The organism is Proteus sp. G4380 (assembly GCF_963885725.1).
In the GTDB taxonomy this organism is placed as follows: domain Bacteria; phylum Pseudomonadota; class Gammaproteobacteria; order Enterobacterales; family Enterobacteriaceae; genus Proteus; species Proteus mirabilis.
Window position 1 is genome coordinate 14,720 of record NZ_CAWPAV010000060.1, and the last position, 13,830, is coordinate 28,549.

Annotated in this window: 13 protein-coding genes; 3 read left to right on the forward strand and 10 right to left on the reverse strand. The window is 42.7% G+C overall.

All coding sequences use genetic code 11. From position 1 onward, the window contains the following. Nucleotides 1-105: 105 nt before the first annotated feature. Together glpK and AACU98_RS05185 are read right to left on the reverse strand one after the other, a co-directional pair. Complete coding sequence (gene glpK / locus AACU98_RS05180; protein ID WP_004246422.1) at nt 106-1,638, reverse strand: glycerol kinase GlpK; 1,533 nt, start codon at nt 1,636-1,638, stop codon at nt 106-108. Between the two features lie 42 nt (nt 1,639-1,680). Continuing rightward, nucleotides 1,681-2,496 carry an MIP/aquaporin family protein gene (locus AACU98_RS05185; protein WP_004246421.1) on the reverse strand — a complete coding sequence of 272 codons (816 nt, stop codon included), beginning with the start codon at nt 2,494-2,496 and terminating at the stop codon, nt 1,681-1,683. Between the two features lie 296 nt (nt 2,497-2,792). Here AACU98_RS05185 and zapB point away from each other — a divergent pair, with 296 nt between their 5' ends. Further along, nucleotides 2,793-3,035, forward strand: coding sequence for a cell division protein ZapB (gene zapB, locus AACU98_RS05190; RefSeq protein WP_012368679.1), 243 nt, complete (start codon nt 2,793-2,795; stop codon nt 3,033-3,035). Between the two features lie 93 nt (nt 3,036-3,128). Here zapB and rraA read toward each other — a convergent pair whose 3' ends face one another. The 7 genes from rraA to priA form a co-directional block, all read right to left on the reverse strand. Further along, nucleotides 3,129-3,647: a ribonuclease E activity regulator RraA gene (rraA, locus tag AACU98_RS05195; protein WP_004246419.1), complete on the reverse strand. Its 519-nt coding sequence runs from the start codon at nt 3,645-3,647 to the stop codon at nt 3,129-3,131. Nucleotides 3,648-3,755: 108 nt separating this feature from the next. Beyond that, nucleotides 3,756-4,673 carry a 1,4-dihydroxy-2-naphthoate polyprenyltransferase gene (locus AACU98_RS05200; protein WP_020946557.1) on the reverse strand — a complete coding sequence of 306 codons (918 nt, stop codon included), beginning with the start codon at nt 4,671-4,673 and terminating at the stop codon, nt 3,756-3,758. Between the two features lie 98 nt (nt 4,674-4,771). Continuing rightward, nucleotides 4,772-6,112 carry an HslU--HslV peptidase ATPase subunit gene (hslU, locus tag AACU98_RS05205; protein WP_004246417.1) on the reverse strand — a complete coding sequence of 447 codons (1,341 nt, stop codon included), beginning with the start codon at nt 6,110-6,112 and terminating at the stop codon, nt 4,772-4,774. 12 nt (nt 6,113-6,124) lie between these two features. Next, nucleotides 6,125-6,655, reverse strand: a complete 531-nt coding sequence (hslV, locus tag AACU98_RS05210; protein WP_004246416.1) for an ATP-dependent protease subunit HslV — start codon at nt 6,653-6,655, stop codon at nt 6,125-6,127. 110 nt (nt 6,656-6,765) lie between these two features. Further along, complete coding sequence (gene ftsN, locus AACU98_RS05215) at nt 6,766-7,560, reverse strand: cell division protein FtsN (protein ID WP_004246415.1); 795 nt, start codon at nt 7,558-7,560, stop codon at nt 6,766-6,768. Between the two features lie 70 nt (nt 7,561-7,630). Further along, a complete protein-coding gene (gene cytR / locus AACU98_RS05220; RefSeq protein WP_004249710.1) occupies nt 7,631-8,662 on the reverse strand; it encodes a DNA-binding transcriptional regulator CytR in 1,032 nt (343 codons plus the stop codon). A gap of 252 nt (nt 8,663-8,914) precedes the next feature. Further along, the gene (gene priA / locus AACU98_RS05225; RefSeq protein WP_004249709.1) at nt 8,915-11,116 is read right to left on the reverse strand and encodes a primosomal protein N'; all 2,202 of its coding nucleotides are present in this window, start codon (nt 11,114-11,116) and stop codon (nt 8,915-8,917) included. 203 nt (nt 11,117-11,319) lie between these two features. Here priA and rpmE point away from each other — a divergent pair, with 203 nt between their 5' ends. Both rpmE and yjjJ read left to right on the forward strand, forming a co-directional pair. Beyond that, nucleotides 11,320-11,532 carry a 50S ribosomal protein L31 gene (rpmE, locus tag AACU98_RS05230; protein WP_004246411.1) on the forward strand — a complete coding sequence of 71 codons (213 nt, stop codon included), beginning with the start codon at nt 11,320-11,322 and terminating at the stop codon, nt 11,530-11,532. Nucleotides 11,533-11,924: 392 nt separating this feature from the next. Further along, the gene (gene yjjJ, locus AACU98_RS05235) at nt 11,925-13,229 is read left to right on the forward strand and encodes a type II toxin-antitoxin system HipA family toxin YjjJ (protein WP_004246410.1); all 1,305 of its coding nucleotides are present in this window, start codon (nt 11,925-11,927) and stop codon (nt 13,227-13,229) included. Between the two features lie 72 nt (nt 13,230-13,301). Here the strand turns inward: yjjJ and metJ are convergent, their stop codons facing one another. After that, nucleotides 13,302-13,619, reverse strand: coding sequence for a met regulon transcriptional regulator MetJ (gene metJ / locus AACU98_RS05240; RefSeq protein WP_004246409.1), 318 nt, complete (start codon nt 13,617-13,619; stop codon nt 13,302-13,304). Between the last annotated feature and the right edge of the window lie 211 nt (nt 13,620-13,830).

The window sequence follows — 13,830 nt, forward strand, 5'->3', positions numbered from 1 at the left end:
TACCTTTAAGTTTTCGCCAATAAAAATGCCGATAGTGTATACCTACTATCGGCATTTGTTTTATGTCGCCTAGGCGACTTCTCTCTCATAGGGGGTGATTAGCGATTAACCGCGATCTTCCCATTCTTGTGCGCGGGCAACCGCTTTTTTCCAGCCGTTATAACGATAATTACGCTCTGTGGTTTCAATACCTGGGCGGAACTCTTTATCAATCTCGGCTTTATTTTTTACCTCTTCCAGATCAGACCAGAAACCTACCGCAAGGCCTGCAAGGAACGCAGCCCCTAACGCAGTACTTTCACGTACCACAGGACGTTCAACACGGGTACCTAAGATGTCAGATTGGAACTGCATTAAGAAGTTATTGGCAACGGCACCACCATCTACACGTAGTGCTTGTAAGCGTGCTCCAGAGTCTGCTTGCATCGCATCAAGGACATCGCGGGTTTGATAAGCGATAGATTCTAAAGTCGCTCGAATAATATGATTACGGTTAGCACCACGGGTTAAACCGAAGATAGCGCCACGGGCATACGGATCCCAATAAGGTGCACCTAAGCCAGTAAATGCAGGTACGACATAAACACCGTTGGTGTCATTAACTTTAGTGGCAAAGTATTCTGAGTCAGTTGCTTCATCAATTAATTTTAGCTCATCACGTAGCCACTGAATGGAAGCACCACCGACGAAGACTGCACCTTCTAAGGCATAGTTTACTTCACCACGTGGGCCACAGCAGATAGTGGTTAATAGACCGTGGTTAGAGCGCACGGCTTCTTTACCTGTATTCATCAGCAAGAAGCAGCCTGTTCCGTAGGTGTTTTTTGCCATACCGCTTTGTACACAGAGCTGACCATAGAGTGCCGCTTGTTGGTCACCAGCCATACCGGCGATAGGAATACGTGTACCACCTTTACCACCAATGTTGGTTTGACCATAAACTTCAGAAGAAGGCACCACTTTAGGTAGCATATTGCGGGGAATATTCAGCAGATCGAGGATTTTTTGATCCCAATCTAAAGAGTGAATATTAAACAACATAGTACGTGAAGCGTTGGTATAATCTGTTACGTGAACACGACCTTGTGTCATTTTCCAGACTAACCAAGTATCAACGGTACCAAAGAGTAACTCTCCTTTTTCTGCTCGTTCACGAGCGCCTTCAACATTATCGAGGATCCATTTTAATTTGGTGCCTGAAAAATAGGGGTCAACCATAAGCCCAGTATTTTGACGAATGTACTCTTCAACCCCTTCTTGATCTTTTAAGCGAGTACAAAAGTCTGCAGTACGGCGACATTGCCACACGATAGCATTATAGATAGGTTTACCGGTCTCTTTTTCCCAGACGATAGTCGTTTCACGTTGGTTGGTAATACCGATACCGGCAACATGATCAGAAGGGATGTCTTCTTTGGCCAATACTTCAATTAGCGTTGCGCTTTGAGTTGCCCAGATTTCCATTGGATCGTGCTCAACCCAGCCGGGCTTAGGATAAATTTGGGTAAATTCGCGTTGTGAGATGCTAACAATGTTGGCGTCATGATCGATTACGACAGCGCGTGAACTGGTTGTTCCCTGATCCAGAGCAACGATATATTTTTTTTCACTATTCGATTTGTTTGTTTCTGTTGTCATGTTAGTAACCTGTTTTCATAATCAACGATATTGCTTGCATCGTTATTTGTCGTTTTCAATTTTGCAGGTATCACAAGGTAAGTGACGGCCAATAAGTTTACGATAAGCAAGTGCGCCTAAAATACCCCCAATCATTGGAGCAATGAGTGGGACTAAGAAATAAGGAATATCGCGTCCACCTGTTAAAGCAATATCACCCCATCCGGCAAAGAATGCGACTAATTTTGGCCCAAAATCACGGGCAGGGTTTAAGGCGAATCCAGTTAATGGACCAAATGCACCACCGATAACCGCAATCAGAATACCGATAAGTAATGGCGCTAAAGGCCCACGAGGTACACCGTTACCATCATCTGTTAAGGCTAAAATTAAGCCAACGAGAATAACGGCAATAATTACTTCGATAAAAAATGCGTGGATCACAGAGATTTGGGCTGCTGGGTAAGTAGAGAAGACGCCCGCAGTAAAGAGGCTTTCTTGTGATCCTCGTACAATTCCATTGACCTGTTCGTAGTCGATAAATAAATTGTAATACATAAAGTACACAACAGCGGCGGCAAAAAAACCACCTAACATTTGTGCAACAATATAAGGGATAACTTTTTTACGTTCAAAGCACGCAAACAACCAGAATGCGACTGTGACCGCCGGGTTGAGGTGAGCACCAGAGGTACCCGCAGTAAGGTAAACGGCTAAGGCAACACCTAAGCCCCAGATAATACTTATCTCCCAAAGACCGAGTTGAGCGCCTGCGATACGTGCTGCTGCAACACAACCAAGACCAAAGAAGACTAGCAATGCAGTACCGATAAACTCGGAAATGCATTGACCCATAAGAGAGGTTTTCGTCTGGCTCATATATTCTATCCTGAAAGAGGGTGATTTTAATTGTTAGTATTCTTTTCGTATTGAAAAGATAACTGTAAATTTATCGTTAATGAGCGTAAACGAGAATAAGCGAAATTGAATTTTGTGTGTCCCATCATGAAAATGAGTGAAAACGCTCTTAAATAGTGACTTGTACAACACTAGGAGTGTGATCAGACCAGTATTTTTGTTAAATTGAAAAAAGCAGGTAATTCCACGGAAGATGCTAGACAGTTGTTGATAGGCTACTTACAATCGGGAGTATCGATTATATGGGGGATTACAGTATGTCATTTGAAGTTTTTGAAAAATTAGAGTCAAAAGTACAACAAGCACTAGATACCATCACATTATTACAGATGGAAATTGAAGAGCTAAAAGAGAAAAATGATGCACTGAATCAAGAAGTGCAGGGCGCAAGAGAATCAAGAGAAGCCTTGGTTCGTGAAAACGAAGAGCTGAAACAAGAGCAATCAAGCTGGCAAGAGCGTTTACGTGCTCTGCTAGGAAAAATGGAAGACGTACAATAATCGTCCACCGTTTTCACCAGTTAAAAACAAAGCCACTGATAAAGTGGCTTTTGTCGCTTTATGCGTTATCTTTGTTAATAAGAGAATGGTCTATTATTCTTCTAATAAATCATCATCTAAATCGTCATCATCTAAGCCTAAAGGCTCTTCAGATAAGATAATGCCAGTATTATCAGCATAAAGATAATCACCGGAGAAGAAAGTAACACCACCAAAGTTTACGCGGATATCACTGTCGCCGATGCCTTCACTTGGGCAACCTGCAGGAATGGCAGCCATCGCTTGAATGCCTAAATCAAGCTCAGATAAAGCGTCCACTTGGCGTACTGCACCATAAACAACAATACCTTCCCATTCGTTGAGTACCGCCAGTTGCGCCAATTCAGCGTCGACTAGCGCTTTGCGGACAGAGCCACCGCCATCAACTAATAGAATACGATCTTTACCGTTTTCTTCTAGTAAGTCATAAAGCAGACCATTATCTTCAAAACATTTGACAGTGGTAATTTGTCCACCAAAGGAGCTACGACCACCAAAGTTTGAGAAAAGCGGTTCTACGACATTGATATCTTCTTGATAGATATCACAGAGTTCAGAAGTATCATATTTCATAGGATTTACGTCAGGTTGCCTCAGGAAAGTCCAGTATATCCCTTAACAGGGGGTGTTGGCAAAAGACTCACTGACAATTCAGTGAGTCAAATCAACAATAGCGGTAAATTACTCTAAAACTAAACCTAAAGAAAAAAGAATATTGGTTAACAGCGCCGCTTTGACCATATGTTCAAGCAGTGGTCGCATGGCTTCGCCACTAAGATCGGCATTAACGCGTTTAATATGCAGTAATAGCATGGGAACGGCTAATAAAAATAGCCACGCCGTCCAACGGTGCATATAAATCAGGGTGAACACAATCAAACAGATAATGGCTATGGCAATCACGCAGGTGTGGTAAATCCGTGAGCCAGAAGCCCCCAAACGCACCGCCAAGGTATTTTTACCGGCTTGAATGTCGTTTTCAAGATCACGCATATTGTTAATGTTAAGTACTGCGACCGAGAGCAGTCCGCAGGCGGTGGCAGGCAGTAGTGTCACAATATTAAAAGCATTAGCTTGCAAATAATAAGTGCCAATCACACTTAGCCAGCCAAAGAAAATTAATACCGAAATATCGCCCAATCCCATATAGCCATAAGGGCGTTTCCCTACGGTATAGGTAATGGCTGCCACGATAGCCAATAAGCCCATCACTAAAAAGCCAATAGCATCTTCGGGTTTTTTACATGCGACAATTATTAAGGCGATACCTGAAACACAGGAGATAATTACATTAATAATTAAGGCTTTTTTCATTTGAGCAGGGGTGATCACCCCTTTTTGCATTCCACGCAGTGGCCCTAATCGCTCTTCAGTATCTGTCCCTTTAACGGCATCACCATAGTCATTCGCTAAGTTAGAGAGAATTTGTAGTGTGCCAGCAGTTAAAATCGCCAGTAATGCAATAGGTAGCTCAAAATGACCCGTCCAATACGCTAAGGCGGAGCCTGTCACAATAGCAATTAACCCTAAAGGTAGGGTTTTGGGTCGTAAACTTTCAAGCCAGGCTTGTGTCCGGCTAATGGAATGTTGAGCGCTCATGCTGAAATTCAATACTCATGTTCGTTGTTATTATAAAAATAAGAATGGGAGGCAAGCCTCCCACGTTAATATTGCTGATTAAGGATCGCATAAGTTGATTATAAAATAAATCGACTCAGATCTTCATCTGCTACAAGCTCATCCAGATGCTGTTTCACATATTCTGCATCAATAAGAATAGTTTCGCCTTGACGTTCACTCGCATCATAGGAAATTTCTTCCATTAAACGCTCTAATACCGTATGTAGACGACGTGCACCAATGTTTTCAGTGGTTTCATTTACACGCCATGCAGATTCGGCAATTTTGCGAATACCGTCTTGGCTAAAGTTAATGCTTACCCCTTCGGTAGCCATTAATGCTTGATACTGTTTTGTTAATGATGCATTTGGCTCAGTAAGGATACGTTCAAAATCTTCTGCAGTCAGTGCTTGTAGTTCAACACGAATAGGCAGACGGCCTTGTAACTCAGGAATTAAGTCAGAAGGACTAGAGACTTGGAATGCACCTGAGGCAATAAACAGAATATGATCTGTTTTCACCATACCGTGCTTAGTGGATACGGTGCAACCTTCTACCAGTGGTAATAGGTCACGTTGTACACCTTCACGAGAAACATCAGGGCCAGAGCTTTGACCACCACGTTTACAGATTTTATCTACTTCATCAATAAACACGATACCATGTTGCTCAACTGCATCGATGGCTTGTTGTTTTAACTCTTCAGGATTAACCAGTTTAGCGGCTTCTTCTTCGACAATCAGTTTAAACGCTTCTTTGATTTTCATCTTACGCGCTTTTTGCTTTTGTCCCGCTAAATTTTGGAACATGGATTGTAATTGATTAGTCATCTCTTCCATGCCTGGAGGTGCCATAATTTCAACACCCATTGGGGTGGCCGCTAATTCAATTTCAATCTCTTTGTCGTCTAATTGGCCTTCACGGAGTTTCTTACGGAACGCTTGGCGCGCTGCTGAAGGCTCTGAGGATGATGCCGATTCTGTGACTCCCCAGTTATTTTTTGCTGGTGGGATCAGTACATCAAGAATACGCTCTTCTGCCATTTCTTCAGCACGGTAACGATTTTTTTCAATCGCTTGGCTACGTACCATTTTAACAGCAGAATCAGTTAAATCGCGGATAATAGAATCGACTTCTTTACCTACATAACCCACTTCAGTGAATTTTGTGGCTTCGACTTTGATAAAAGGTGCATTGGCTAATTTTGCTAAACGACGTGCAATTTCAGTTTTACCTACCCCTGTAGGTCCAATCATCAAAATATTTTTTGGGGTTACTTCATGACGCAGCGCTTCATCAAGCTGCATGCGACGCCAGCGGTTACGCAGTGCAATAGCAACCGCACGTTTGGCCTTATCTTGACCAATAATAAATCTGTCGAGTTCGCTGGCAATTTCGCGAGGAGTCATTTCGGACATGCTCTCAAATCCTTACTCTTTTGAAGAGATTTCTTCAAAGTTGACATTATGGTTGGTGTAGATGCAGATATCACCGGCAATATTCAGTGCTTTTTCCGCAATTTCGCGTGCACTTAGATCGGTGTTTTCTAACATCGCTCTCGCCGCTGCTTGTGCATAAGGGCCACCAGAACCAATAGCAATCAGATCGTTTTCTGGCTGCACAACATCACCGTTACCGGTGATAATCAAAGATGTTGTTTCGTCTGCCACAGCCAGTAATGCTTCTAGTTTGCGTAACATTCTGTCTGTACGCCAATCTTTCGCAAGTTCAACAGCGGCTTTAGTTAAATGGCCTTGATGGAGCTCTAATTTACGCTCAAAAAGTTCAAAAAGCGTGAAAGCATCAGCAGTGCCGCCGGCAAATCCCGCAATCACTTTGTCGTTATAAAGACGGCGTACTTTGCGAACATTGCCTTTCATGACGGTATTACCCATCGTCGCCTGTCCATCACCACCGATTACGACTTGGCCATTACGGCGAACACTTACGATTGTAGTCATGAGTCAGCCCCTGGTTTATCAATAAAAAGAAGTGGGTTGTGCTTTAATATCAGAAAAAACACAGCCCATTATGTGAATTAGATTTATAGGTGGGGGAGAAATTTTATTTTTCAACCCCCCGCAGTACGAAGAATACAACCTGATACACCTGCGCCTGCAGCTTGACGGCTTAGCGTATTGGCTTGCTCTTTATTAAATGGGCCAGATAAAACGCGGATCCAGCCGTCATTTCCTTTGGTCACACGGCTTTCGATACCGGAAAATGCCAAGGTTGCGCGTACAGATTCGGCTTGTTCATTGGTTTTAAATGAACCGCATTGGACTAAAAATCGCGCTTCAGTCGTTGCAGGTTTTGGTGTCGTTATCGCGGGTGCAGGCTCCTGTTTTACCGGTGCTGAAGGTTGCGAAGGTTGTACCGAAGGTGCGGTGGTTGTCGGTGGAGTAATGACAACCTGTGAACGTGGTACTTCACCGTTATAAGGCACTTCTGGTAACTCTACCGCCGGTTGACGTTTATCCGCTTCAATTTGTTGTAAAAAACGTAATTGCTCCGGTGAAAGTGTCGCTTTCGGATTAATCTGGCTCCCTGAAGAGGTCGCTGGTGGCTGTAATGGGTTCCCCACCTGTCGATTCTCGAGCTCTTTGATATATTGCCAACGCTCTTGCGGTTTAGGTGGTAAGTTGTTAGTTGGTTGTTGCCCTGCACTTGATGACGTTGGTTCGACAACCTCTTTTTTATTATGGGTAATAAAATAGAGGCCGCCAACAAATAGCGCCACAAGCGCAATTGCTACAATAAGTGTGGTTAAAGGCAACCCACTGGCCGCCTTTTTACCTTTGCCTTTCGTTGTCTTTTTACGACGAGCAGATGACTGTCCTCGTCCCACATAGTCTCGTTGTGCCACAGTTCGATTCGCTGATAATTAAATGAATAGGTATCACAACCGATATGTTACTTAACATAGTGTCTTTTGCCTAGCTTTTAAGCCGACAGACACTTTCTCTTACTATTAACTCACAATCTAATAGGCGAGAGCCGGGTGCAACAGGTCTACCTTGTAACTGATCAAGCAGTAACAACATGGATTGACGACCAATTTGGTAACGTGGCTGTTCCATGGTGGTTAATGCAGGCTCGCTATAGCGCGTAATATCAAGGTTATCGAAGCCAATCACAGAGAGATCGTCAGGTAATTGTAAGCCAAGTTTTTTAGCCTGCCACATCACACCAATCGCCATAATATCGCTATGACAAAATACCGCTGTCGGTGGTTCAGGTAACGAAATTAACTTTTTCAGACTTTCTGCACCGCTTTCGTGGGTAAAATCACCTCTAATAATATAATCTTCGCGTAGAGGGACACCGGTTCTACGCATAGCTTGAATATAACCTTGTAAGCGATAACGACATAGTGGCATATCTTCAGGGCCAGTAATACAGGCAATACGCTTATGTCCCATCTGTTGTAGATAGTGGGTGGCTCTAAAAGAAGCAGTCAAATTATCAATATGAACGGTTGGCAATTCAAGCTCTGGCGCAAATTCATTTGCCATGATCATAGGAGGAAGATTTTTTTGCTCTTCTTTAGAAACATCAAAAGGGATATGAGAGCCAAGCAGTAACATGCCGTCAATCTGCTTAGTAATAATTAAATTAATAAAGGCATTTTCATGTTTTTGTTGGTGTTTGCAGTCACCAATTAATACGAGATAGCCGTGTTGAGCTGCGGTTTCTTCAATGCCACATACAACATCTGTAAAAAAGGGATCACTGATGTTAGGGACGATCACGAGGATCGTTTTTGACTCGTTACGTTTCAGGTTTTTTGACAAATTATGTGGGTAATAACCCACGTCAAGAACAGCTTGCTCAACTTTTTGACGGGTTTGTGAGGATACTTTTTCTGGATTCATTAATGTGCGTGACACCGTGGCTGTTGACACGCCAGCAGCAAAAGCAACATCTTTCATTGTTGCTTGTGCGCTCTCTTTATTATTCTGTTGCAAACCCCATACCTCCGTACTGATGGTTTGGTTAAACGATTGCTTTTTTGTTGCAAAAAAACCGTCGTTGTCCAAAATACAAAGATGCGACGGTTTTTTAATTCAAGAAATATTCTAAATTGTTATTTTACCCACTTTTTGAATAGATACTGTTACCTAGTTTGCATAAAAAGTGTGATACCAATCGTTTTTATGAGGTAGTTCGCAAAATTGATAAATAGTTTTGAATTATAAGCGCGCTAAATATCAGTAGGCTTAGCAATCAGTTGGATCAACATCAATATTCCATTTCACTTTTTTACTCTCAGGAAGCGCCACTATCTGAGGATAAGTAACAGACATTAACTTTTGTAAATAACCCCTTGAAGGATGTTGCAATAATAGTTGCCAACGGAAATTTCCCCCTCGTTTTGCCTGAATGGCCGGAATGGGGCCCATCACCCATAAATGACTATCCCTCATCGGGTGTTGCTCGAAGAACTGTTTAAGCTGGCGTAAAAACTGGGGGGCTTTTTGGTTATTATGATCTTCAGAGCGGATCATAATATGGCTGGAATAAGGGGGTAAAAAGGTTGCTTGTCGCTCTTGTAACGCCTCTTTAGTAAAAGCATCATAGCCTTTTTCTAACAGCGTTAATAATAGTGGGTGATCGGGTTGGTGAGTTTGTAAATAGACGGCACCTTGTTTCCCAGCTCTTCCTGCACGACCTGATACTTGAGTATAAAGCTGAGCAAAACGTTCAGCAGCACGAAAGTCACTAGAAAATAAAGCACCATCAACATCAAGTAGCGCCACCAGCGTAACGTCTGGGAAGTGGTGACCTTTAGCCAACATCTGTGTGCCAATTAGAATACGTGATCCACCTTGATAGATGTCTTCTAGTTGTTGCTCTAATGCTCCTTTACGACTGGTGGTATCTTTATCAATACGGGTGATCGGGGTATTAGGAAATAACTCGCCAATGCCTTGTTCAAGTTGTTCTGTGCCCAATCCTACTGGCATTAAATTAGTTGAACCACATTGAGGGCATTGTGATGGAATACGACGTTGGCTATCACACTGGTGGCAACGTAGCATGCCGTGTTTTTGATGTAAGGTATAATAGTGATCACAGCGAGGGCATTCGGCAATCCAACCACACTCATGGCAGAGTAACGCAGGCGCAAAGCCACGGCGATTTAAAAACAACATCACTTGATTTCCGGCATTAAGATGCTCTTTTATGGCTTTAATGAGTGTTGGAGAGAGTCCGGTTGTGAGCGGTTGCCCTTTTAGGTCGATTAAATGCTCTGTGGCAGGTTTAGCATTTCCCGCCCGTTGCGTTAACGTCAGTTGTTGATATTTTTTTTGTGCAACGTTATAGCTGGTTTCAATCGATGGGGTGGCAGTGCCCATCACGATAGGAATATTTTCTTGCTTGGCGCGAAAGACCGCTAAATCCCGTGCATGGTAACGCCAGCCATCTTGTTGCTTATAAGAGCCATCATGCTCTTCATCAATAATAATAATCCCTAATTGCTGAAAAGGGGTGAGCAATGCCGAGCGCGTACCGATAATAATGGCATTATCTCCCCGTTTCGCTCGTAGCCATACCGCAAGGCGTTCCGTATCGTTGAGTCCGGAGTGAAGAACATCGACGGGGGCATTAAAACGTGCTTTAAAACGGCGAATGGTTTGTGGGGTCAAACCTATTTCAGGGACTAAGATCAGTGCCTGTTTACCTTGAGCGAGAATAGTTTCAAGTACACTGAGATACACTTCTGTTTTACCAGAGCCAGTGATCCCCAATAATAACCAAGGCGAAAATTGGTCTGCTTGTGCCGTGATAGCACCAACAGCAACCGCCTGTTCAGCATTAAGTTTAAATCGTTCACCCTGTACGGCAAAAGTGCTTTGCCACTGTATAGGGGCGGGTTGAATAGGACGTAAATCCGCTAATGCTTTCTTTTTTAAGTTATTTAGTGTCGCTGTTGTAATTTCATATTCATCTAACTGGTGGCGATACAAAGGGGCACGGCGTAGTGCCGCCAAAGCTTGTTGTTGCTTTTTAGCGCTTTTTAGACTGTTAAGATCAAGCGCTTCTCCCTCTTGAGTGGCATACCATTGCCATAAGGGCGTAAATTCAGCCGGTTTCCCTTGTCGTAGTAGAATTGGCATCGCATGAAAGAGAACTTCACCTAAAGGATAATGATAATAAGCACTTGCCCAATTAAGCATATCCCATAAGATCCCCGGAAACAGAGTCTCTGTATCAAGTACTTCTTCAATAGGTTTCAGTTTTTCAATGGGAAACTCACTGTGTGAACTAAAACCTTTAACAATACCGATAGAGCGACGCTGTTTGCCAAAGGGAACGACCACGCGACAACCTATTGTTGGCATGGCACAACCTTCTGGAAGCAGGTAGTCAAAGGAAGAAAACAGTGGTACAGGTAATATTACCTGAACTATAGTCATATCAGGGTTTCCGAGTGTTTTAGCGAAAAGATAGTATTAAGAATATCACAAAAAGTGTGCAGATTTCATTGCGCGTTTGGCGGATATTCTGTATGATCCGCCCCCTTTGGTAGATAAAATACCAAACAATTTAATTCAATCAACACGACGTGTGGTGTTCGGCTGAGGGCTGAATAGCGACACGGCCTTAGCAGAGGTTTTCCATGAAAAAAGATATTCATCCTAAATACGAAGAAATTACTGCAACTTGTTCTTGCGGTAACGTTATGAAAATCAACTCCACAGCAGGCCACAACCTGAATCTGGACGTTTGTGATAAATGCCACCCATTCTATACTGGTAAACAACGTGATGTTGCAACCGGTGGTCGTGTTGATCTGTTCAACAAACGTTTCAAAATCCCAGGCAGCAAATAAGATATTTGTTACCACAACTTTTCAGGTAACACTGAAAACGTGTAGGGAAAACGGAATTGAAGAAAGCCCAAAGTATTTGCTTTGGGCTTTTTGTTATTGTGTATCGTCCAAATTATGGTCACTTTGTATCACACTTTAACCGCTTGATCTTTTATTATTGATAGTAAGCTTTCCCTATCTCTATTCATCACCTAGCATGACCTCCCAATGATAAAATAACATATCGAATATACCTCAAAGCGATAGCGCCCTTTTGTATGCATTTTTTATGTAATATCGTCGCCAATGTTCGCGCTTTTAATAGTGACAAGACAGATCACAGCTGATAAATTATCTATTCATAATCCTATTCATTTATCTATTCATTAACCTATTTATAAGTAGCTAATATCATGACACAACGAGCAGAAGTCATACGAAAAATACTACGTAATGGACCTGAGCCAGCAAGGCAACTAGCTAATATTATGAATATTAGTCAGCCAACCCTGTCGAGGGCATTAAAAATGTTGTCTAATGATATTGTTCAAATTGGCTCGGGTCGTTCTATTCAATATGCTTTACGTGATGGTTCGCGTGGCTTCAACTCTGTACCCATTTATCGCATAAATGAAGAAGGTAAAATTAAATTGTTGGGTAAATTGACACCAGTTTATCCAGCCGGTTTTGTTATGGAGCAGGTTGATAATGTCAATCGGTATAGCGAAGGATTGCCGTGGTGGTTATTTGATATGCGTCCACAAGGGTATCTTGGACGTGCTTATGCTGCGACTTATTCCGCTGAGTTGGGTTTACCACATAATCCAGACAGTTGGTCTGACACAGATATTATCAGAGCTTTAATTGCTCACGGTCATGATGCAGTGGGAAATTTGTTAATAGGGGAACAGGCAAAAAAACATTTTTTGGCGATGCCGATACCTGCTGTGGTTGCTCGTTCAACAACTTACCCAACATTAGCTCGAGCGGTTAGTTCAGGGGAAGATCCTGGCTCATCCGCAGGTGGCGAACAACCCAAGTTTTGTACCTATACCGATAGAGGCCATGTCATCGTTAAATTTACGGCTTCTGACAATAATGCTATCAGCGAGCGTTGGCGTGATCTCCTGCAAGCTGAGCATCTTGCCTTAAAGGTGCTAGGCGTTGAAACAGAAATTTTTGATTTTGAAGGGCAACGTTTTCTTGAAATACCGCGTTTTGACCGTGTAGGTGCTCTAGGTCGTGTCGGACTTTTTTCTTTACAAGCATTAGATGCACAGTTTGTCGGGCGAGCAAGAGAGCCATGGCCTGTGTTAGTTGATGCGTTAATTGAGCAAAAACAGGTTCAGCCTGATGCCTCGGTAAGTACAATGCGACGTTGGGCATTTGGTATGTTGATTGGAAATACTGACATGCACCATGGCAATTTATCGTTTATTAGTCTCCATGGCCGACCATATGCGCTTGCGCCTGCTTACGATATTCTACCAATGGGATTTGCGCCTAAAGTAGGAGGAGAAATAGTCAACACACTGCGACCGGCGACATTACTTGATGGGATCAGCCGTGAAATTTGGCGGGAGAGTTTAGCACTCGCAGAGCAGTTTTATACTTTGCTTACTCATTGTCATGCTCTTTCTGACAATTTTTCTCCCTGCCTTAACGCGTTACGCAATCATCTGGATGAAGCGAGTTCGCGTATCTCTCGTCTAGAGTAATGCACAAATTGAAGCCCAAAGTGTTGGCTTTGGGCTTCTGGTTATATTTTTGCTATCAAAAATAATTTCTGATCAATATTCCCAAGTCTCGGGATCAACACCCCGCTGGCGCATTATTTCTTTTGCCTCTTCAGGGATTTCATCGTTACGCTCTTTGCGTAAGTCTTCATCATTGGGGAGAGGCTGTCCGGTAAATGCGTGTAAAAATGCTTCACACAATAATTCACTATTGGTGGCATGTTTTAGGTTATTGACCTGACGACGAGTGCGCTCATCTGTCAAAATTTTTAGCACTTTCAATGGGATTGAAACTGTAATTTTTTTGACTTGTTCGCTTTTTTTACCATGCTCAGCGTAAGGGCTGATATATTCACCGTTCCATTCAGCCATGGATTACCTTAATTAATATCATTTAGTTGAAGCCAGTTTAGGGTTGATGCCCTATTCTGACGAGCCATGCCAGTTTATCATGACTTTTCTAAAACCACCGACTGTTACTGGCTAAAGGTGTGAGAAAAAGCAATAGTTACCTGGCGATATCCTTAATATTTATATTATTCCATTTGTTGGTCTATCCGTAAAGGAGTTTAGATGTCTAGAT